Source organism: Streptomyces sp. NPDC017095 (assembly GCF_044332325.1).
In the GTDB taxonomy this organism is placed as follows: domain Bacteria; phylum Actinomycetota; class Actinomycetes; order Streptomycetales; family Streptomycetaceae; genus Streptomyces.
This window is the reverse complement of the sequence record NZ_JBIROU010000002.1, coordinates 223,277-241,066: the sequence shown is the minus strand read 5'-3', so window position 1 is coordinate 241,066 and position 17,790 is coordinate 223,277. Positions and strand designations below refer to the sequence as shown.

17 protein-coding genes and 2 tRNA genes are annotated in these 17,790 nt (G+C 72.9%); 15 read left to right on the top strand and 4 right to left on the bottom strand.

Annotated elements, in window-relative coordinates; genetic code table 11:
* Positions 1-26 precede the first annotated feature (26 nt).
* From ACH4OA_RS04095 to ACH4OA_RS04080, 4 genes are all read left to right on the top strand, one after another.
* Entirely contained in the window at positions 27-452 is a 426-nt protein-coding gene (locus ACH4OA_RS04095; protein ID WP_365880394.1) for a hypothetical protein, read from the top strand.
* A 79-nt stretch (positions 453-531) separates the two neighbouring features.
* On the top strand, positions 532-1,818 hold the full coding sequence (locus ACH4OA_RS04090) for a glutamate-5-semialdehyde dehydrogenase (protein ID WP_397947673.1): 1,287 nt from the start codon (positions 532-534) through the stop codon (positions 1,816-1,818).
* Positions 1,819-1,949: 131 nt separating this feature from the next.
* Positions 1,950-2,522: a hypothetical protein gene (locus ACH4OA_RS04085; protein ID WP_397942830.1), complete on the top strand. Its 573-nt coding sequence runs from the start codon at positions 1,950-1,952 to the stop codon at positions 2,520-2,522.
* Positions 2,523-2,610: 88 nt separating this feature from the next.
* On the top strand, positions 2,611-3,684 hold the full coding sequence (locus ACH4OA_RS04080) for a hypothetical protein (RefSeq protein ID WP_397967525.1): 1,074 nt from the start codon (positions 2,611-2,613) through the stop codon (positions 3,682-3,684).
* 55 nt (positions 3,685-3,739) lie between these two features.
* On the opposite strand, the gene ACH4OA_RS04075 is transcribed toward ACH4OA_RS04080, so the two are convergent.
* Complete coding sequence (locus ACH4OA_RS04075; protein ID WP_397947671.1) at positions 3,740-4,837, bottom strand: M48 family metallopeptidase; 1,098 nt, start codon at positions 4,835-4,837, stop codon at positions 3,740-3,742.
* Between the two features lie 100 nt (positions 4,838-4,937).
* Between ACH4OA_RS04075 and ACH4OA_RS04070 the strand changes: the two genes are divergently transcribed.
* The 9 genes from ACH4OA_RS04070 (at position 4,938) to ACH4OA_RS04030 (ending at position 9,968) form a co-directional block, all read left to right on the top strand.
* Positions 4,938-5,102 carry a hypothetical protein gene (locus tag ACH4OA_RS04070; protein WP_365880404.1) on the top strand — a complete coding sequence of 55 codons (165 nt, stop codon included), beginning with the start codon at positions 4,938-4,940 and terminating at the stop codon, positions 5,100-5,102.
* Positions 5,103-5,236: 134 nt separating this feature from the next.
* Positions 5,237-5,401, top strand: coding sequence for a hypothetical protein (locus ACH4OA_RS04065; protein ID WP_397942834.1), 165 nt, complete (start codon positions 5,237-5,239; stop codon positions 5,399-5,401).
* A 55-nt stretch (positions 5,402-5,456) separates the two neighbouring features.
* On the top strand, positions 5,457-6,143 hold the full coding sequence (nadD, locus tag ACH4OA_RS04060) for a nicotinate-nucleotide adenylyltransferase (RefSeq protein ID WP_397942836.1): 687 nt from the start codon (positions 5,457-5,459) through the stop codon (positions 6,141-6,143).
* Positions 6,144-6,159: 16 nt separating this feature from the next.
* Positions 6,160-7,917, top strand: coding sequence for an LCP family protein (locus tag ACH4OA_RS04055; RefSeq protein WP_397967524.1), 1,758 nt, complete (start codon positions 6,160-6,162; stop codon positions 7,915-7,917).
* A 100-nt stretch (positions 7,918-8,017) separates the two neighbouring features.
* Positions 8,018-8,461: a ribosome silencing factor gene (rsfS, locus tag ACH4OA_RS04050; protein WP_365880412.1), complete on the top strand. Its 444-nt coding sequence runs from the start codon at positions 8,018-8,020 to the stop codon at positions 8,459-8,461.
* Positions 8,455-9,129, top strand: a complete 675-nt coding sequence (locus ACH4OA_RS04045) for a histidine phosphatase family protein (protein ID WP_397942840.1) — start codon at positions 8,455-8,457, stop codon at positions 9,127-9,129. The genes rsfS and ACH4OA_RS04045 overlap by 7 nt, the downstream gene beginning before the upstream one ends.
* Before the next feature lie 93 nt (positions 9,130-9,222).
* Positions 9,223-9,295, top strand: a tRNA-Ala gene (locus ACH4OA_RS04040).
* A gap of 262 nt (positions 9,296-9,557) precedes the next feature.
* The gene (locus tag ACH4OA_RS04035; RefSeq protein WP_397942842.1) at positions 9,558-9,731 is read left to right on the top strand and encodes a hypothetical protein; all 174 of its coding nucleotides are present in this window, start codon (positions 9,558-9,560) and stop codon (positions 9,729-9,731) included.
* 3 nt (positions 9,732-9,734) lie between these two features.
* Complete coding sequence (locus tag ACH4OA_RS04030; protein WP_030653820.1) at positions 9,735-9,968, top strand: hypothetical protein; 234 nt, start codon at positions 9,735-9,737, stop codon at positions 9,966-9,968.
* Here the strand turns inward: ACH4OA_RS04030 and ACH4OA_RS04025 are convergent.
* Positions 9,958-11,169 (bottom strand): glycosyltransferase 87 family protein, encoded by a 1,212-nt coding sequence (locus ACH4OA_RS04025; protein WP_397967522.1) that lies wholly within the window; start codon positions 11,167-11,169, stop codon positions 9,958-9,960. The genes ACH4OA_RS04030 and ACH4OA_RS04025 overlap by 11 nt on opposite strands.
* Positions 11,170-11,284: 115 nt before the next feature.
* Here ACH4OA_RS04025 and ACH4OA_RS04020 point away from each other — a divergent pair.
* Positions 11,285-11,357 (top strand) — tRNA-Ala (locus ACH4OA_RS04020).
* A 118-nt stretch (positions 11,358-11,475) separates the two neighbouring features.
* Here the strand turns inward: ACH4OA_RS04020 and ACH4OA_RS04015 are convergent.
* Both ACH4OA_RS04015 and ACH4OA_RS04010 read right to left on the bottom strand, forming a co-directional pair.
* Positions 11,476-13,077, bottom strand: a complete 1,602-nt coding sequence (locus ACH4OA_RS04015) for an NADH-ubiquinone oxidoreductase-F iron-sulfur binding region domain-containing protein (protein WP_397942846.1) — start codon at positions 13,075-13,077, stop codon at positions 11,476-11,478.
* Positions 13,074-14,348: a cytochrome b/b6 domain-containing protein gene (locus tag ACH4OA_RS04010; protein ID WP_397967519.1), complete on the bottom strand. Its 1,275-nt coding sequence runs from the start codon at positions 14,346-14,348 to the stop codon at positions 13,074-13,076. The genes ACH4OA_RS04015 and ACH4OA_RS04010 overlap by 4 nt, the downstream gene beginning before the upstream one ends.
* Positions 14,349-14,772: 424 nt before the next feature.
* Between ACH4OA_RS04010 and leuS the strand changes: the two genes are divergently transcribed.
* Positions 14,773-17,652, top strand: coding sequence for a leucine--tRNA ligase (gene leuS, locus ACH4OA_RS04005; RefSeq protein WP_397967517.1), 2,880 nt, complete (start codon positions 14,773-14,775; stop codon positions 17,650-17,652).
* Positions 17,653-17,790: the final 138 nt, after the last annotated feature.

The following is a 17,790-nucleotide window of genomic DNA, read 5'->3' as shown; positions in this document are numbered from 1 at the left end:
GCGGGCCGTGCGGGAAGGAGGCCGTCGTGAGACGAGCGCGCCCGGGGACGGGGACCCGCGGTGCTCTGACGAGCGTCGCGGCCGGGGACACCTACGAGGAACCCGACGACCTGCCCCGGCTCTGGCACGTCACCCTGAGCGTCTCCGGGCGGAAGGTCCCGCTGGCCGAGCTGCGGCGGGCCCTGGAACAGCTCGCCCACGACCACCCCTTCCTGCTGACCAGCAGATACGCGACCGACCACGCCGAGATCCGGTACTGGGAGGAGGCCCGCGACCTGCACGACGCCGCCGCCGTGGCGCTGCGCCTGTGGGGCGAACACCGGCAGAGCGCCGGCCTGCCGCCCTGGGAGATCGTCGGCCTGGAGGTCATCGACCGGGAGACCTACCACCAGCGCGTCGCCGAGGGCTATGGCCCGCCGCCGGCGACACCGGTGGGCGTGCACCCGTTCTGACCGGGTCCGCCCCTTCCGGTACGTCTCGGGCTGTGGGACGACCGCTGAACCGCGGCGCCCCGCGCACTACCCTTCCACCATGACCACCCTCTCGCCGTACGACTCGATGTCCCCGGTCACCCAGGCGGCCTACCGGGCCAAGGCCGCCGCCGCCGACCTCGCGCCGCTCCCGCGGGCCGTGAAGGACGACGCGCTGCTCGCCATCGCCGACGCGCTGGAGGTCCGCACCGCCGAGATCGTCGAGGCCAACGCCAAGGACGTGGCCAAGGCCCGGGAGAACGGCACCAGCGAGGCCATCGTCGACCGGCTCACCCTCACGCCGGAGCGGGTGCGCGCCATCGCCTCCGATGTCCGGGACGTCGCGAAGCTGCCCGACCCGGTCGGGGAGGTCGTCCGCGGCTCCACCCTGCCCAACGGCATCGACCTGCGCCAGGTCCGCGTCCCGCTCGGCGTCGTCGGCATCATCTACGAGGCCCGCCCGAACGTCACCGTCGACGCCGCCGCCCTCTGCCTGAAGTCCGGCAACGCCGTCCTGCTGCGCGGCTCCGGCTCCGCCTACGAGTCCAACTCCGCCCTGGTCCGCGTCCTGCGGGACGCCGTCGGGGGCGCCGGACTGCCCGCCGACGCGATCCAGCTCGTGCCCGGCGAGAGCCGCGACTCCGTCCGCGAGCTGATGCGCGCCCGCGGCCTGGTCGACGTCCTCATCCCGCGCGGCGGCGCCTCCCTGATCCAGACCGTGGTCAACGAGTCCATTGTCCCCGTGATCGAGACCGGCACCGGCAACTGCCACGTCTACGTCGACGCCCAGGCCGACCTCGACACCGCCGTCGAGATCCTGATCAACTCCAAGGCCCAGCGGGTCAGCGTCTGCAACGCCGCCGAGACCCTCCTCGTCCACCAGGACATCGCGCCCGAGTTCCTGCCGCGCGCCCTGGACGCCCTCGCCGAGGCCGGGGTCACCGTCCACGCCGACGAGCGGGTCATGGCCTACGCCAAGGACTCCCAGGCCACCGTGGTCGAGGCGACGCCCGAGGACTGGGAGACCGAGTACCTGTCCTACGACATCGCCGCCGCGGTGGTGGACTCGCTGGACAAGGCCGTCGAGCACATCCGGCTGTGGACCTCCGGCCACACCGAGGCCATCGTCACCACCTCCCAGCAGGCCGCCCGCCGCTTCACGCAACTGGTCGACTCCACCACCGTCGCCGTGAACGCCTCCACCCGCTTCACCGACGGCGGCCAGTTCGGCTTCGGCGCCGAGATCGGCATCTCCACGCAGAAGCTGCACGCCCGCGGCCCGATGGGGCTGCCGGAACTGACCAGCACCAAGTACATCGTCACCGGCGACGGGCACGTACGCCGCTGAGGTTCACCCGTTCGGCCCTGTGCGTCCGGCGCGGCATCCGCCCCGGGCGCACGGCCGAAAAGGCATCTCACCAGGCAGACGCATCCCCCTGCGGTCTGCCCAAATCGACCCCTCCGGTCTACGCTGGATCCGTGCCGGAGGACGTGGGGGGCACGCCGTTCCCTGACGGCGGGGAGCCCGACGACGACCACGACCGCGGAGTGCCGAACGACGAGTTCGCCTCCGTGGTCTTCGACGAGGCCTTCATACGGGCGGCCACGGTGCACGAGCCGACCGCCGTCGAACGCCTGCTGGCCGCGGCCCAGGCCAGAGCCGAGGCATCCGAGGCGGAGGCCGCCCGCCGCGCCCACGCCACGGGCGAGCGCTACGACGACGGCTACGGCCCCGAGCGCCCCGGATCCGGCCAAGATCGCGACGATGACGACGAGCCGGACGACCCCTATGTCCTCGGCGACGGCCCCTTCGGTCTCTACGGCAAGCAGGTCCGCTGGCACCGGCCCGTCGCCTGGATCCTCGCCGTCGTGATGGGCATCGGCATGGTCGCCCTCGCCTTCGCCGCCGTCTACCGGGGAAGCTCCTCGGGCGCCCGCGACCGCGTCCCCGCCCCGGCCCGCACCGGCCTCGAACAGGGCACCGCGCCGCCTCCCGCCACCCCCGCCGACCACCGCCGGCCGGTCGTCTCGGCCATCCCGCGCTCGCCCTGAGCGCTCCGCCCGCGCGGGGCGGGAACCTGTCACAACTTGGCCTGGGGCAGGGCGTTTACCCGGGCTCCGCGCGACCTACCCTGAAGATATGGGCCGGCCTGGCGACCCACCGGAGGGGACACCCGAGGGCGGCCCCGGCGGTGCGGAGGACGAGTACCGATCCGTCGTCTTCGACGAGTCGTTCGTGCGCGCTGCCCGCCTCCAGGAGTTCTCCGCCGCGGAACGCATGGCCGACCACGCGCCCGCCGTACGCCGCCGCCGGCCCGCGCACCGCGGACTCACCCGGCAGCTAGTGCTCCTCGCCCTGCTGCTCACCGTCGCCTTCGGCACCGCGCTCTACCTGGGCGTGCGCCACCCCTACGGCTCCCCGCAGGCCCGCCGGACCGTGGAGTCCCCGCGGATGACCGTCATCCCGCTCGCCCCGCTCGGAAAGGTGCCCGGCGCCCCCGGTGCCGAGCGCCTGTTCGCGCACAGCCCCGCCGCCCACTACGAGGCCGGCGCCGAGGGCATACCCCTGCCCGCCTCGCGCCGCACCGCCCACTTCTCCGAAAGCCAGGTGGTGACCGCCCTCACCACCGCCAAGGACTACATCGTCCGCTCCTCGCTCGACCCCGACGTGCTCACCGGCCGCACGGCGCAGGACGCCCGCTCCCTGGTCGACTCCGGGCAGCTCGACCAGTTCGACCGCAGCTTCGCCCACCCGGCCGCGGACGGCCGGCACGAGGCCACGGGCTGGGTGGTCCGCATCGACCCCGCGCGGGCCCGGCCGGCCGGCGACCCGGTCCGTGCCTTCGGCACCCTGGCGGCCGCCGAGGCCGACCCGGCGACCCTGGCGGTCACCGCCGACCACACCTTCGTCTACGCCCTGCGCCCCGCCGGCGCCGCCTCCGACGCCCCCGCCTCCCTCTTCACCGTCCGCCGCGAGCTGACCTTCCACTTCGACCGCGACGACCTGCGCACCCGGCAGGTCCGGCTGGTCACGGCCTCCGTCCAGGCGGGCCCGCTGGCCTGCGGCGAGGACTCCTCGGCCTACCTGCGCCCGCTCCTGGCCGGCCAGACGGCCGGGCCCGGCACCCCGGCCGGCACCAACCCCTACGACACCGGCGGCGGCCCCGCGGCCCTGTGCGGAACCCTGGCCGCCGGGGCCCAGCCGCGGCTCTGAGGACGGGTGCGCGGCACGCGCCGGACGCCGGGAGGCGAGGAGCCGCCGGGGCCGGCTAACGTCCCGCCTGCTCCTCGTCCCCGCCCGGCGCGTCCCCCCGGGCCGGCGGCGGGCTGCGGAAGCCGTCGAAACCGCGGCGGACCCGGCCGCCCAGGTCGCCCGCGCCGCCCGCGAGATCCGTGACCAGCTTCATCAGCGGGTCCTTGGAGTCCTTCACATCGCTCGCGTAGGCGGACGCCGACTCGCGGAAGGAGTCACCGACGGAGGTGTCCTTGTCCTCGCTGCGCCGCGGATAGTGGCCGTCCATGATCCGCTGGAAGTCCCGCGACTCGGCCCACTTCTTCAGCTCGGCGGCCCGCACCGTGGTGAACGGGTGCGAACGCGGCAGCACGTTCAGGATCTTCAGCACGGAGTCGCGCAGATCGCCGCCCGCGTCGTACTCCTCGGCCTGCTCCAGGAACGCGTCCACGTTCATCTCGTGCAGGTGGTTGCCGCCCGCGATCTTCATCAGGCCCCGCATCGAGGCCCGGACGTCCTGGCCCACCAGCAGGCCCGCCCGGTCGGCGGACAGCTCCGACTTGCGGAACCACTCCCGCAGCGCCGTGACGATGGCCATGACCGCGAGATTGCCCAGCGGGATCCAGGCGACCTTCACCGCGAGGCTGGTCAGGAACAGCAGCACCGTGCGGTACACCGAGTGCCCGGACAGCGCGTGCCCCACCTCGTGCCCGACGACCGCCCGCATCTCCTCCTCGTCGAGCAGCTCCACCAGACCCGTGGTGACCACGATGACCGGCTCGTCCAGGCCGATGCACATCGCGTTCGGCTGCGGGTCCTGCGTGACGTACATCGGCGGGACCTTCTCCAGGTCCAGGATGTGGCAGGCGTCGCGCAGCATGTCGTACAGGTGCGCGAACTGCCGCTCGGAGACCCGCACCGAGTCGGACAGGAACAGCAGTCTCAGGCTCCGCTCCGGCAGCAGGCCGCTGAGCGCCTTGAAGACGGTGTCGAACCCGCTCAGCTTGCGCAGCGCCACCAGGGCCGAACGGTCCGCCGGGTGCTCGTAGGCGCGCGAGGAGATTCCCGGGAAGCGCCTGCGCCGCCTGCCCGGCACCTGCTCGTGCCCGGTGTGCTGCCGGCCGTCGTCGGACATGTCTTCCCCCATGTGCGTCTGAGTGCCACCGTGCCCCCGAGGCGGGGCCCAGCCTAGGCGGAGATACCGTGGCGGGCAGTACACCCGAAGGAGTCCCGCCATGGATCACCACCTTGCAGCCGCCTGGCTCACCGAGGCCGCCGCGAGCGCCGCCCAGCAGCACGGGACGGGAAACCTGCTGCGTGTCGTCCTGGTCGTGATGGTCCTCGGCTGTGTGCTGACCGGCTGGCTGCTGCTGCGCGGCTACAAGCGGAAGGACGACTGAGAAGCGGCGGAAGTTCCCCGCCGCGACCGGCCCGCCGGTCCCGATGGCGGAGTCGGCGTGAGTGCCGCGGGGCCGCCCGCTTACGATGGGCCGACATCTTTATTCCGCCCACACAGCGTTAGGTCCTGCCGAAGATGAGCTTCCACAGCGCCGCAGCCCAGTTGGTCACCCTTGCCGCCGAGGGCGGCGAGCACGGCGGAAACCACGACAGTCTCAACCCGGCCATCACCGGCGGCGGCGCCCTGATCATCCTGCTCCTGCTGCTGTGGATCACCACGCGCTTCAACCGCGACCGCTGAGCGGGGACCCCGGCCCCGGCAAGCGCCCCGGACCGGGCCGGTAGGGTCTGCACGCATGGGAGAGCAGGACATGCCTACCGGTCCGGCGCGCGAGACGGCCGGCGACACGGTGAACCACCCGCGGTACGCACCGGGCAGCGGCCCCGCCCACACGGGCAAGCGGCGCCTGGGCGTCATGGGCGGGACGTTCGACCCGATCCACCACGGGCACCTCGTGGCGGCCAGCGAGGTCGCCGCGCAGTTCCACCTGGACGAGGTGGTCTTCGTTCCCACCGGCCAGCCGTGGCAGAAGTCCCACCGCGACGTCTCCCCGGCCGAGGACCGCTATCTGATGACGGTCATCGCGACCGCCGAGAACCCGCAGTTCTCCGTCAGCCGCATCGACATCGACCGCGGCGGGCCCACCTACACCGTGGACACCCTGCGCGACCTGCGTGCCCTCAACCCCGACACCGACCTGTTCTTCATCACCGGCGCCGACGCCCTCGCCCAGTTGCTGACCTGGCGCGACTCCGAGGAGCTGTTCTCCTACGCGCACTTCATCGGCGTCACCCGCCCCGGCCACCAGCTGACCGACGCGGGCCTGCCGGAAGGCGGTGTCTCGCTCGTCGAGGTGCCGGCGCTCGCCATCTCCTCCACGGACTGCCGTGCGCGAGTCGCCAAGGGCGACCCCATCTGGTACATGGTCCCGGACGGAGTCGTGCGCTACATCGACAAGCGCGAGCTGTACCGCGGCGAGTGAGCCGAGAGGGGCACCGGTGAACGACCGATACGACGCGGGTGACGCCGGCTACGACGGCGGCCCGTACGAACTCGTCGGCTACGACGAGTACGGCCGGCCCATGTACCGGCAGGTCCCGGCACAGCAGGCCGCACAGGCCCAGCCGGCGGCCTACGACCCGTACGCCCAGCAGCAGGGCTACGGCTACGACCCGTACGCCACCGGCCAGCAGCCGCCGGCACCCTCCTACGACCCCGGACGGCAGCAGCCCGCCTACGACCCGTACGACCCCTACGGCTCGCAGACCCCCTACGACCCGTACGCCACCGGCACCCAGGACGCCACCGGGTACGACCCCTACGGGCAGGCGGCGAGCAGCGGACAGCAGCCCCGGGTCGCGGAGCAGACCGCCTACATCCCGCAGCAGGCCGGCCCCGCGCAGGACGTGACCGGCCCCGGCGAGAGCGGGCCCGGTCCCGCGCAGGACGTACCGGGTCCCGGGGAGAGCGGGGCCGCCCCGGACTACCACACCGAGCAGTTCGCCTTCGTCGAGGAGCCCGACGGCGACTCCGAGGACGTCATCGACTGGCTGAAGTTCACCGAGAACCGCACCGAGCGCCGCGAGGAGGCCCGCCGCCGCGCCCGCAGCCGCCTCATCGCCCTGCTCGTCGTCCTCGCCCTGGTCGCGGCCGGCGGCGTCGGCTACCTCTGGTACGCCGGCAAGCTGCCCGGTCTGTCCTCCGGCGGCACGGACGGCGCCGCCGCACCGGCCGCCGCCCAGAAACGCGACGTGCTCGCCGTCCACCTGCACAACACCGCCGGGGGCGGCACCCTGACGGCGCTGCTGGTCGACAACACGACCACCCAGCAGGGCACCACCGTGCTGCTGCCCAACTCGCTGGCCCTGACCGGCGACGACGGCTCCGCGACGACCCTCGCCGCGTCCGTGGACGACGACGGCACCTCCGGCACCCGCGACCAGCTCGACACGGTCCTCGGCACCAGCATCCAGGGCACCTGGCGGCTCGACACCCCCTATCTGCAGAACCTCGTCGACCTCGTCGGCGACATCGAGACCGACACCGACACCGACGTGCCCGACCCGGACGCCGGCAAGAAGGGCGCCGCCCCGCTCGTCCACAAGGGCCGGGACCAGACCCTCAGCGGCAAGATGGCCGTCGCCTACGCCACCTACCGCGCCTCCGGGGAGCCCGAGAACGCCCGGCTGCAGCGGTTCGGCCAGGTCCTCCAGGGCGTGCTGCGCAAGATGTCCTCCGACCCGGCGTCCGCCACCGTCACCGTGCGGACGCTCGCGCAGATCCTGGACCCGCCGCTCACCGACAAGGACCTCGGCGCCTTCCTCGCCAAGCTGGCCGACCTCGCCAAGCGCGGCGACTACAAGACCGCCCTGCTGCCCGTGGGGCCCGACGGCACGCTCAGCGCGCAGACCGGCGACAGCGTGGTGAAGGACATCCTCGGCGGCACCGCCAAGAGCCCCGGCGCCGGCTCCGCGGTCCGCGTCTCGGTGCGGAACGCCACCGGGGTGAAGGCCGACACCGACAAGGCCCGCGTCGTCCTCCTCAACGGCGGTTTCACCTTCCTGGAGGGCGGCAGCGCCGCCGGCACCGAGACCGCCTCGAAGGTGCTCTACGCGGACGCCGCCGACCGCGCGGACGCCACCGAGGTCGCCAAGACCCTCGGCCTGCCCGAGAGCGCCGTGACGAAGGGCACGGTCTCCTCCGGAGCCGACGTCTCGGTGGTCCTCGGCAGCGACTACGCGCCGTCCGCGTCCTGACCGGTGCCGGAGGACCCCACGTGATCCCTTTATCACGTGGGGTCCTCCGGCGGTCCGTGAGACCCTTGAAGACAAAAGTCCGCCGACGGAAAGCCATGTAGTGACCGCCACCGATCGTTCCCTTGAACTCATCACCACCGCCGCCCAGGCCGCGGCCGACAAGCTGGCCCACGACGTCATCGCCTACGACGTGAGCGACGTGCTGTCGATCACGGACGCCTTCCTGCTCGCGTCCGCGCCGAACGACCGCCAGGTCAAGGCCATCGTCGACGAGATCGAGGAGCGCCTGCTGAAGGAACTCGGCGCCAAGCCGGTCCGCCGCGAGGGCGACCGCGAGGCCCGCTGGGTCCTGCTCGACTACGTCGACATCGTCGTCCACGTCCAGCACAGCGAGGAGCGTGTCTTCTACGCCCTGGAGCGGCTGTGGAAGGACTGCCCCGAGCTGGACCTGCCCGCCGACGCCAAGGCCACCCGCGGCAAGGGCGAGGAGCACGCCCGGCTCCAGGCCGTCGACGGCGACCAGGAGGCGGGCCGGGAGTGGTGACGAGCGCCACCGGTGAGGTGACCGACCGCACGAGCCGGGGCCGCCGCATCATCCTGTGGCGGCACGGCCAGACCTCGTGGAACGTCGAACGGCGCTTCCAGGGCACCACCGACGTGGAGCTGACCGAGACGGGTCTCGGGCAGGCCCGCCGTGCCGCGCGGCTGCTCGCCTCCCTGCGGCCCGACGCGATCGTCTCCTCGGACCTGCGCCGTGCCGCGAACACCGCCGCCGAGCTGGCCGCTCTCACCGGCCTTGAGGTCACCCGCGACGAGGGCCTGCGCGAGACCTACGCGGGCGTGTGGCAGGGGCTGACGCACGACGAGATCATCGCCCGCCACGGCGAGGAGTACGCCGCCTGGAAGCGCGGCGAGGCGGTCCGGCGCGGCGGCGGCGAACTGGAGACCGAGGTGGCCGACCGCGCCGCCCCGGTCGTGCTGCGGCACGCCGAGAAGCTGCCCGACGACGGCACCCTCGTCGTCGTCAGCCACGGCGGCACCATCCGCACCACCATCGGCCGGCTCCTCGGCCTGGAGGCCCGGCACTGGGAGAGCTTCGGCGGGCTCTCCAACTGCTGCTGGTCCGTGCTCGGCGAGGGCGCCCGCGGCTGGCGTCTGCTGGAGCACAACGCGGGCACCCTGCCGGAGCCCGTCCTCGGCGACGACGACTGACCGGCCCGGGGCCCGCCGGCCCCGGATTTCACTTTCCGGCAGGTCACAGGCTAAAGTTCTTCTTGTTCGCCCCGCCGAGCGGGAAGAACACCAGGGGCTATAGCTCAGTTGGTAGAGCGCCTGCATGGCATGCAGGAGGTCAGGAGTTCAATTCTCCTTAGCTCCACAGCTCGGTGATGAAGATCCCGTCCCTTCCCGGGGGCGGGATCTTCCGCATTCGGCACCTGTTCCCGGACCGGTTTGAGTCAGGGGGCGCCCGGCGGCCGTATACCCGGCGGAGACGTCCGGGCGGGGCGCGGGCACTGGCCGGAACGATCGTGGCGGGAGCCGTGTCCGGACTGGTACTGAGGCGTCGCTGACCGTGTTGGTCCGGTCGTGGCAGAATCACATGGCCGGAAGGGAGCGCGGCCCGACGGGAGGGAGTGGCGATGCCTGCGAGCATCCTCGGGGAGGTCGGCCACCTCCCCGGTGCGGCGTTGATACGGGACACGGCCACCCGGCTCAGCTGCCCTTCCTGCGGTTCCGCGCATGTGGCCCAAGTGCTCGGCGACAACGGCGGGATCTCCTACGTGTGCACGGCCTGCGGCCACATCTGGAGCTGATCGATGGGTGCACACCGGCGGAAGTGCGACTGGTGCGGGAGCGGTACGCCGATCGTCCGCGACATGGAGCCGATCAACCCCGACTACCAGTACTGGTGCGAGGAATGCGCGCGGGCGCTGATCATAAAAGGCGACCCGATCGAGACGTACCGGGAACTGGAGGGCGAGCCGATCTACGGCCGGCTCCTGGAGGAGCACTGCACGCTCAAGCGGTTCTACCAGTTCGTCACGGCCTGACGCGGACCTCTGAGCAGGCGGGTCCCGGCGACGGTGTCCGGGCCAGCGCGAGGAACAGCGCGCCGGCCGCCCCGTAGAGGACCGACAGCAGCAAGTGCGGGCCGCCCAGGTGCAGTTCGGGCCGGCCGGGCCCGTGCGGCACCCACCACGGGACATACGAGCAGAAGACCAGCAGGGTGCCCAGGGCCGCCACCCGGTGCCCGCGCGTCCACAGCAGCGCCACCAGCGGCACGCACCACACCCAGTGGTGCGTCCACGACACCGGGCTGACCAGCAGGGCGGTGACCGCGCAGGCGCACACCGCCCACGCCCTGCGCCCCCGCAACTCCGCCCGTACCGCCACCGTCAGGCCCAGGGCGGCCGCCAGGGCCGCGCACAGTACCCAGGGGCCCGCCGGGTCGGGCGTGCCCAGGAGGCGGGCCAGGACACCGCGCAGCGCCTGGTTGGCGGTGTCCTCGGCGCGCCCGGCCCGGCCCGCGCGGAACACCGCGTCCGTCCAGAACCGCCGGGAGTCGTCCGGCAGGACGGCCGCCGCCAGCAGGGTCGGCACGGCGAACGCCACGGCCGCCCCGCGCGCGTGCCCGAGCCACGGCTGACCGCGCCCGCCGCGCAGCCGGTCCGCCAGCCCCGTGGCGAGCAGGAACACCCCGAACAGCGCGGGCGTCAGCTTGACCGCCGCGGCCAGCCCGAGCCCCGCCCCGGCCCAGCGGTCGCGTCCGCCGGCGGGATGGCGGGTCAGGTCCCACAGCACCATGACGGCCAGCAGCAGGTTGATCTGGCCGTAGCGCAGGGTCGTCCACACCGGCTCGCACCAAACGGCCGCCGCCGCGACCCACCAGGCGGTCTCCCCGCGCGCGTGGCCGACGAGCCGCAGCGACAGCCGGACGAACACCACCAGCAGCGCCAGATTGCCGGCCGTCGCCAGGGCGCGCAGCAGCGCGGTGTCCAGCAGGGGCAGCGGCGTGAAGAGCAGGGCCGCGAACGGCGGATAGGTGGTGGGCAGGTGCGCGGCGGTCGCCCGCAGCGCGTACAGGTCGCCGCCGGCGCGCACGGCGGCGCCCTCGGCCCGGTAGACCATCAGGTCGACCAGCGACACCCGCGCGGCCCGCTGCGCGGCGCAGAACACCCCGAACGACACCAGGCACACGCCCGGCGCGACCGGGATACGGCGGTGTGCTGCGGGCGGCGCGCTCTCGGTCATGAAAAGCGACATTAGCGGTCGTACCGGAGCGAAGCCGCAATCGATTTGGTGCTGCGTCGAGGGCCCTGTAATGTTTACGTCGTCGCCGGGGGAACCGGGCGGAACAACAGAACAAGGGGCTATAGCTCAGTTGGTAGAGCGCCTGCATGGCATGCAGGAGGTCAGGAGTTCAATTCTCCTTAGCTCCACAGAAAGCGAAGGCGGATCATCCCAAGGGATGGTCCGCCTTCGGCGTGTTGCGAGATGCGTCACAGGGAATTGCCGGGGCGGGCCACCCGGTCCGGGTGGCCCGCCCCGCCCGTGCGCTCAGCGGCCCAGCGCGCGCCGGCCGCGCCCCGGGGACAGGACCGGGAGATTGCGCGCCGGCGCCTGCCCGCGCGTGTCCTCCTCGATGCGCAGGGCGAGCGCCGGGCAGCGGCGCACCGCGCGCAGCGCCTTCGCCTCCGCGTAGCGCGGCACCTGCGCCTGGGCGACGGTCGGGAAGCCGTCGGCGCCCAGCTCGAACACCTCCGGCAGGATGTCCGCGCACAGCCCGTGCCCCCGGCAGAGCGTCCAGTCGACGTGGATCTTCTGCCGGCTGGCGCCGGTGTCCGCGGGCTCCGCGCCGCCCGTCGGGGCCCTGCCGCCCTCGAAGAGCGGCAGCACGCCCTCCACGGGCCGTCCGCAGCCGTTGCCGAGGACGTGCGCCGCCAGGTCGTCGGTGAACGCCCGGACGGTCGACTCCAGGAACATCGCCGAACCGTCCGGGTGCGAACACGCGCCGCGCCGCTTCACGTTCCTCGCGACCTGCTTCAGCGCCTCCAGGGCGGCCGGGCCGCCGCCGTTCAGGATCTCCTCCAACCCGCGCGCGGCGGCGGGCAGTCCCAGGTAGCAGGGCCCGCACTGGCCGGCGCTCTCCTCGGCCAGCCACTGCGCCACCCGCAGCGACTCGCCCAGCGGACAGGTCTCCTGGCTGATCGGCAGGATCGCGCCCGCGCCCAGCGAACCCCCCACGGCCTCCAGCGCGTTGCGCGAGACGATCGCCTCGTCGACGGTGGCCGCGTCGATCCACTTGCCGTGGTAGCCGCCGGTCAGCACCCCCTGTGGCACCGGCGGGGCGCCCGCCAGCTGGAGCACGTAGCGCAGCGGCACCCCGGTGGGGACCTCGATCACCATCGGGCGGGCGACCGCGCCGGACACGGTGAGCAGCACGGTGCCCGGTTCGTCGTACAGGCCCGTGTTGCCGTAGCGCTCCGGGCCGATGCGGGCGGCGACGGCGAGCTGCGCGAACGTCTCCGCGTTCGACAGCAGGGTGGGTGCCCCGCCGACCCCGCTGCGCGAGGCGCTGACCTTGCGGCCGGGCGGGATCGCCGGGCCGCCGTCGATCGAGCGGATCAGCGAGGCGGCGGCACCGGTGACCATGCGCACCGGGTTGCGCTGCACCCACGCGCGAAGGGCCGCCCTGCGGCTGTTACCCAGGCCGCGTTCGGCGAGCGCGGCCTCCATGGAGCGCTGCGTGGACTCCCGGGTGACACCGATGACGAGCGTGCGCGCGCCGAGCGCCTCGGCGCACAGCAGCGCGCCGTCCAGGATGAGGTGCGGGGCGCGGTTGATCAGCACGGTGTCCTTGCGGCAGGCCGGTTCGTCCTCGCTGCCGTTGACCACGACGACCGGCCGCACCCCGCGCTTGATCGCCGACTCGGCGACCGAGCGCAGCTTCTTGTGGAAAGGGAAGCCGGCGCCGCCGCGGCCCCTGAGGCCGATGCGTTCGGCGAGCTGGGCGAGCTGTTCGCCGCCCAGCGGGTCGAGCGGCCCGTGCACCTTCAGGTGCATGGGCAGGTCGAGCCGCTCCACAAGGTCGAAACCCGACGTGAGCTGGGGAAGTCCGACCACGCGGACCTCGGGGACGTCGGGCAGGGCCTCGTTCACTCAAAGCCTCCGGAAGGCGTGTTCCATGGTTCGCCCGCGCCCGGCGTCCGGTAGGGGAAGCCGGGCGGCGTCTCGGCGGCGGGACCGCCGGCGAACGTGTCACCAGGGTGGTACGCGCCGCGGCGGCCGTTCGTCTCACCGGTGTCGTACACGTCACCTCCGCCGTATCCGGCGGCGCCCGGATCGCCGTAGGCGGGGACGGTGGGTCCGGTGTCCCGGAGCGGGTCGTAGGCGGACGGCGGGGCCTCGCCGACCGGCGGCGGGGACGGGACCGGCCAGCTGCCCGGAGTGCCCGAAGTGGGGGACGGGCCGTCCGGCCGCGAGACGGCCCCCGTCGGCCACACATCCGGCGACGGGTCCCTGCGCGCCGTCCGGCCGGCGTAGGGCGGCGGCGGACCGCCCGGTGCCGGCACCGCGCGGTAGGCCGCGGCGAAGCCGGGGGCGGGCCCGTCGGCCGGGGCCTGGGGGAACGGCACGGACGCCGGGCCGGCGGGCACCGGCTCGCGGCGGCCCCCGAAGCCGGAGCGGGCCGGGCCGGCCGCCCGGGCGCGGCGCCCGGCCGGCCTGCCGCCCACGGGCCGCCCGGGGCCGCCGAACAGGGCCGCCAGCCGGTCGGCGACCCCGCGCTTGACCGGGCGCGGCGCGGCGCGCAGCGCGAGGGCGCCCATCACAGCGAGTAGGGACAGGCTGTAGAGGATCACGAAGACCGGTTTGGCCGAGCGGCCCGCGTAGAGACCGTGGACCAGCGCCGCGCACCAGGCCGGATAGGCCAGCATGTGCATGGCCCGCCAGCGCGCGGCGACCGGGGCCGGGCCGGCGAAGGCGCCGCGCAGGGCGCCCGTGACACCCACGAAGATCATCAGCAGGCCGGCGAGCGAACCCAGCCCGATCAGGCCGGCGATGCCCGTGACGCCGAGCGAGAACGGGACGGCCGCGGCGATCAGCCCGGTGTGGCCGAGCGCGATCTTGGTCGTGACGTGCAGCAGGAGGAAGGCGATCGAGGCCACCGCGGTCGTCCGGTGCACCGCCTGGCCGATGATCCGCTGCCGGGTGTCGAGGAAGATCCGGTCCTGGGCGAACAGACCCCAGATCACCGAGCAGCTCAGCGAGACGAGGGACAGCACGCCCGCGCCGAAGTTCAGGAAGTCGCGGAACCCGCTGCCTCCGGCCGGCACGGCCACGGGGAGGAGCAGCAGGAAGACGGCGGACGCCACCCCATAGGCCGAGCGGCCCGGCGCGGGGAGCGAGCTGGTACTACGACGAGGGTTCATGGGGGCAACTCCGAGCAGTTCCGGGAAAGCGGTCCCGCTGCCGCACTCTAAGTGGCGCCATACCGATCGGTACGGGGTTTGGGTTATTGCGTTGTTATCAACGGACAATGTGAGAAGGACGGTGTCCCTTAGGGGGCGGTACGCGCGGTAATCGCTGGCCTTTGTTCAGTGCCGGACGGGCTTCCGTTCAGTGCCGGACGGGCTTCGTGACATGTCCCTCAGGGATACGCAAGCGCCTCGCGACCTGCTCAAGGGCTGCGGTACCCTAGCGCCATGCGTGCCGTACGCCTTCTGCTTAGCGGGCCGCGCTGATCAGTACCGACCCCGGTCCAGCCGTGAGGTCGGCATCGGCGCGGCGTCCCCTCCTGTGCGAGGGGTTTTTTCATTTCCGCAGGCAGAGACGATCGATGGAGCTTTGAGGATCATGAGCGAGACGAACCCCGCTGCCACCGCCGCGTCGGCGGAGGCCGCGCCGCACCGCTACACGGCCGCCCTGGCGGCCGAGATCGAGGCACGCTGGCAGGACTTCTGGGACGCCGACGGCACCTACGCGGCGCCGAACCCCACGGGCGACCTGGCGGGCGACCCGGAGCTGGCCGCCCGGCCCAAGAAGTTCATCATGGACATGTTCCCGTACCCCTCCGGCGCCGGCCTGCACGTCGGCCACCCGCTCGGCTACATCGCCACCGACGTCTACGCCCGGTTCCAGCGCATGACCGGCCACAACGTCCTGCACACCCTGGGCTTCGACGCCTTCGGCCTGCCCGCCGAGCAGTACGCCGTGCAGACCGGCACGCACCCGCGCGTGTCCACCGAGGCCAACATCGAGAACATGAAGTCCCAGCTGCGCCGGCTGGGCCTGGGCCACGACAAGCGCCGGTCGTTCGCCACGATCGACCCGGAGTACTACAAGTGGACCCAGTGGATCTTCCTGCAGATCTTCAACTCCTGGTACGACGAGGAGGCGCGCAAGGCCCGCCCGATCGCCGAGCTGGTCGCCCGGTTCGAGTCCGGTGAGCTGCCGGTTCCGGGCACCACGCGCGCGTGGAGCGAGCTGAGCGCCCGCGAGCGCGCCGACGTCCTGGGCGAGTACCGCTTGGCCTACGCCTCCGAGGCGCCCGTCAACTGGTGTCCCGGCCTGGGCACCGTGCTGGCCAACGAGGAGGTCACCGCCGACGGCCGCTCCGAGCGCGGCAACTACCCGGTCTTCAAGGCCAAGCTGCGCCAGTGGAACATGCGCATCACCGCCTACGCCGACCGGCTGCTGGAGGACCTGGAGGAGCTGGACTGGCCCGAGGCCATCAAGCTCCAGCAGCGCAACTGGATCGGCCGCAGCGAGGGCGCCCGCGTCGACTTCCCGGTCGACGGCGAGCGCATCACGGTCTTCACCACCCGCCCGGACACCCTGTTCGGCGCCACCTACATGGTGCTGGCGCCCGAGCACCCGCTGGTCGAGAAGTTCACCCCCGAGGCTTGGCCCGAGGGCACCCACGCGGTGTGGACCGGCGGCCACGCCACCCCGGCCGAGGCCGTCGCCGCCTACCGCGCGCAGGCCGCCTCGAAGTCCGACGTCGAGCGGCAGGCCGAGGCCAAGGACAAGACCGGCGTCTTCACCGGCGTGTTCGCCACCAACCCGGTCACCGGCGAGCGCATCCCGGTCTTCATCGCCGACTACGTCCTGATGGGCTACGGCACCGGCGCGATCATGGCCGTCCCCGGTCACGACAGCCGCGACTTCGCCTTCGCGCGCGCCTTCGAGCTGCCCGTCCGCTGTGTGGTCGAGCCGACCGACGGCCGCGGCACCGACCCCGCCGTCTGGGACGACGCCTTCGTCTCCTACGACGCGAAGATCGTCAACTCCGACCGCGACGACCTCAGGCTGAACGGCCTGGGCGTGGCCGAGGCCAAGGCCCGCATCACCGAGTGGCTGGCGCGCGAGGGCATCGGCGAGGGCACGGTCAACTTCCGGCTGCGCGACTGGCTGTTCAGCCGCCAGCGCTACTGGGGCGAGCCCTTCCCGATCGTCTACGACGAGGACGGCGTCGCCCACGCCCTGCCCGAGTCGATGCTGCCGCTGGAGCTGCCCGAGGTCGAGGACTACAGCCCGCGCACCTTCGACCCGGACGACGCCGACACCCAGCCCGAGACGCCGCTGTCGCGCAACGAGGACTGGGTCCACGTCACCCTGGACCTGGGCGACGGCCCCAGGAAGTACCGCCGCGAGACCAACACCATGCCCAACTGGGCCGGCTCCTGCTGGTACGAGTTCCGGTACCTGGACCCGCACAACGACCGCGCGCTGGTCGACCCGGAGATCGAGCGGTACTGGATGGGCCCGCGCGAGGACCGGCCGCACGGCGGTGTCGACCTGTACGTGGGCGGCGCCGAGCACGCCGTGCTGCACCTGCTGTACGCGCGCTTCTGGTCCAAGGTCCTGTACGACCTGGGACACGTCTCCTCCGCGGAGCCGTTCCACAAGCTGTTCAACCAGGGCATGATCCAGGCCTACGTCTACCGCGACAGCCGGGGCATCGCGGTGCCGGCCGCCGAGGTCGAGGAGCGGGACGGCGCCTACTTCCACCAGGGCGAGCAGGTCACCCGCCTGCTGGGCAAGATGGGCAAGTCCCTGAAGAACGCGGTCACTCCGGACGAGATCGCCGCCGAGTACGGCGCCGACACGCTGCGCCTGTACGAGATGGCGATGGGCCCGCTGGACGTCTCCCGCCCGTGGGACACGCGCGCGGTGGTCGGCCAGTTCCGGCTGCTCCAGCGGCTGTGGCGCAACATCGTCGACGAGGCCACCGGCGAGGTCACCGTCACCGGCGCCGAGCCCGACGAGGAGACCCTGCGCGCCCTGCACAAGGCCATCGACGGCGTCCGCCAGGACCTGGAGGGCCTGCGCTTCAACACCGCCATCGCCAAGGTCACCGAGCTGAACAACCACCTGACCAAGTCCGGCGGCGCGGTGCCGCGGTCCGTGGCCGAGCCGCTGGTGCTGATGATCGCCCCGCTGGCCCCGCACATCGCCGAGGAACTGTGGCGCAAGCTGGGCCACACCGACTCGGTCGTCCACCGGGACTTCCCGGTCGCCGACCCGGCCTACGTCGTCGACGAGACCGTGACCTGCGTCGTGCAGATCAAGGGCAAGGTCAAGGCCCGGCTGGAGGTCCCGCCGGCCATCTCCGAGGAGGAGCTGGAGAAGGCCGCGCTGGCCGACGAGAAGGTCGTCGCGGCGCTGGGCGGCGCGGGCATCCGCAAGGTGATCGTGCGGGCGCCGAAGCTGGTGAACATCGTCACGGCGTAGGCACGCGGGCGCCGGTCCGGCGTAGCCACCGGGTGCCGTCCCGGGCGGTACCCGGGCGGCGGAACCGGGCGCTGTGCACCGGCTGGGGGTGGTCCCCTACGGGCAGGTTCGGGGTTCCGGCGGAACTCCGGGCCTGCC

Coding starts and splice junctions, on each gene's coding strand:
- ACH4OA_RS04075 (WP_397947671.1), bottom strand. CDS start 4,837: ATGTCCGACGACGGCCGGCAGCACACCGGGCACGAGCAGGTGCCGGGC.
- ACH4OA_RS04090 (WP_397947673.1), top strand. CDS start 532: ATGACCACCCTCTCGCCGTACGACTCGATGTCCCCGGTCACCCAGGCG.
- nadD (WP_397942836.1), top strand. CDS start 5,457: ATGGGAGAGCAGGACATGCCTACCGGTCCGGCGCGCGAGACGGCCGGC.
- ACH4OA_RS04025 (WP_397967522.1), bottom strand. CDS start 11,169: ATGACCGAGAGCGCGCCGCCCGCAGCACACCGCCGTATCCCGGTCGCG.
- ACH4OA_RS04035 (WP_397942842.1), top strand. CDS start 9,558: ATGCCTGCGAGCATCCTCGGGGAGGTCGGCCACCTCCCCGGTGCGGCG.
- ACH4OA_RS04010 (WP_397967519.1), bottom strand. CDS start 14,348: ATGAACCCTCGTCGTAGTACCAGCTCGCTCCCCGCGCCGGGCCGCTCG.
- ACH4OA_RS04030 (WP_030653820.1), top strand. CDS start 9,735: ATGGGTGCACACCGGCGGAAGTGCGACTGGTGCGGGAGCGGTACGCCG.
- ACH4OA_RS04070 (WP_365880404.1), top strand. CDS start 4,938: ATGGATCACCACCTTGCAGCCGCCTGGCTCACCGAGGCCGCCGCGAGC.
- ACH4OA_RS04065 (WP_397942834.1), top strand. CDS start 5,237: ATGAGCTTCCACAGCGCCGCAGCCCAGTTGGTCACCCTTGCCGCCGAG.
- ACH4OA_RS04080 (WP_397967525.1), top strand. CDS start 2,611: ATGGGCCGGCCTGGCGACCCACCGGAGGGGACACCCGAGGGCGGCCCC.
- leuS (WP_397967517.1), top strand. CDS start 14,773: ATGAGCGAGACGAACCCCGCTGCCACCGCCGCGTCGGCGGAGGCCGCG.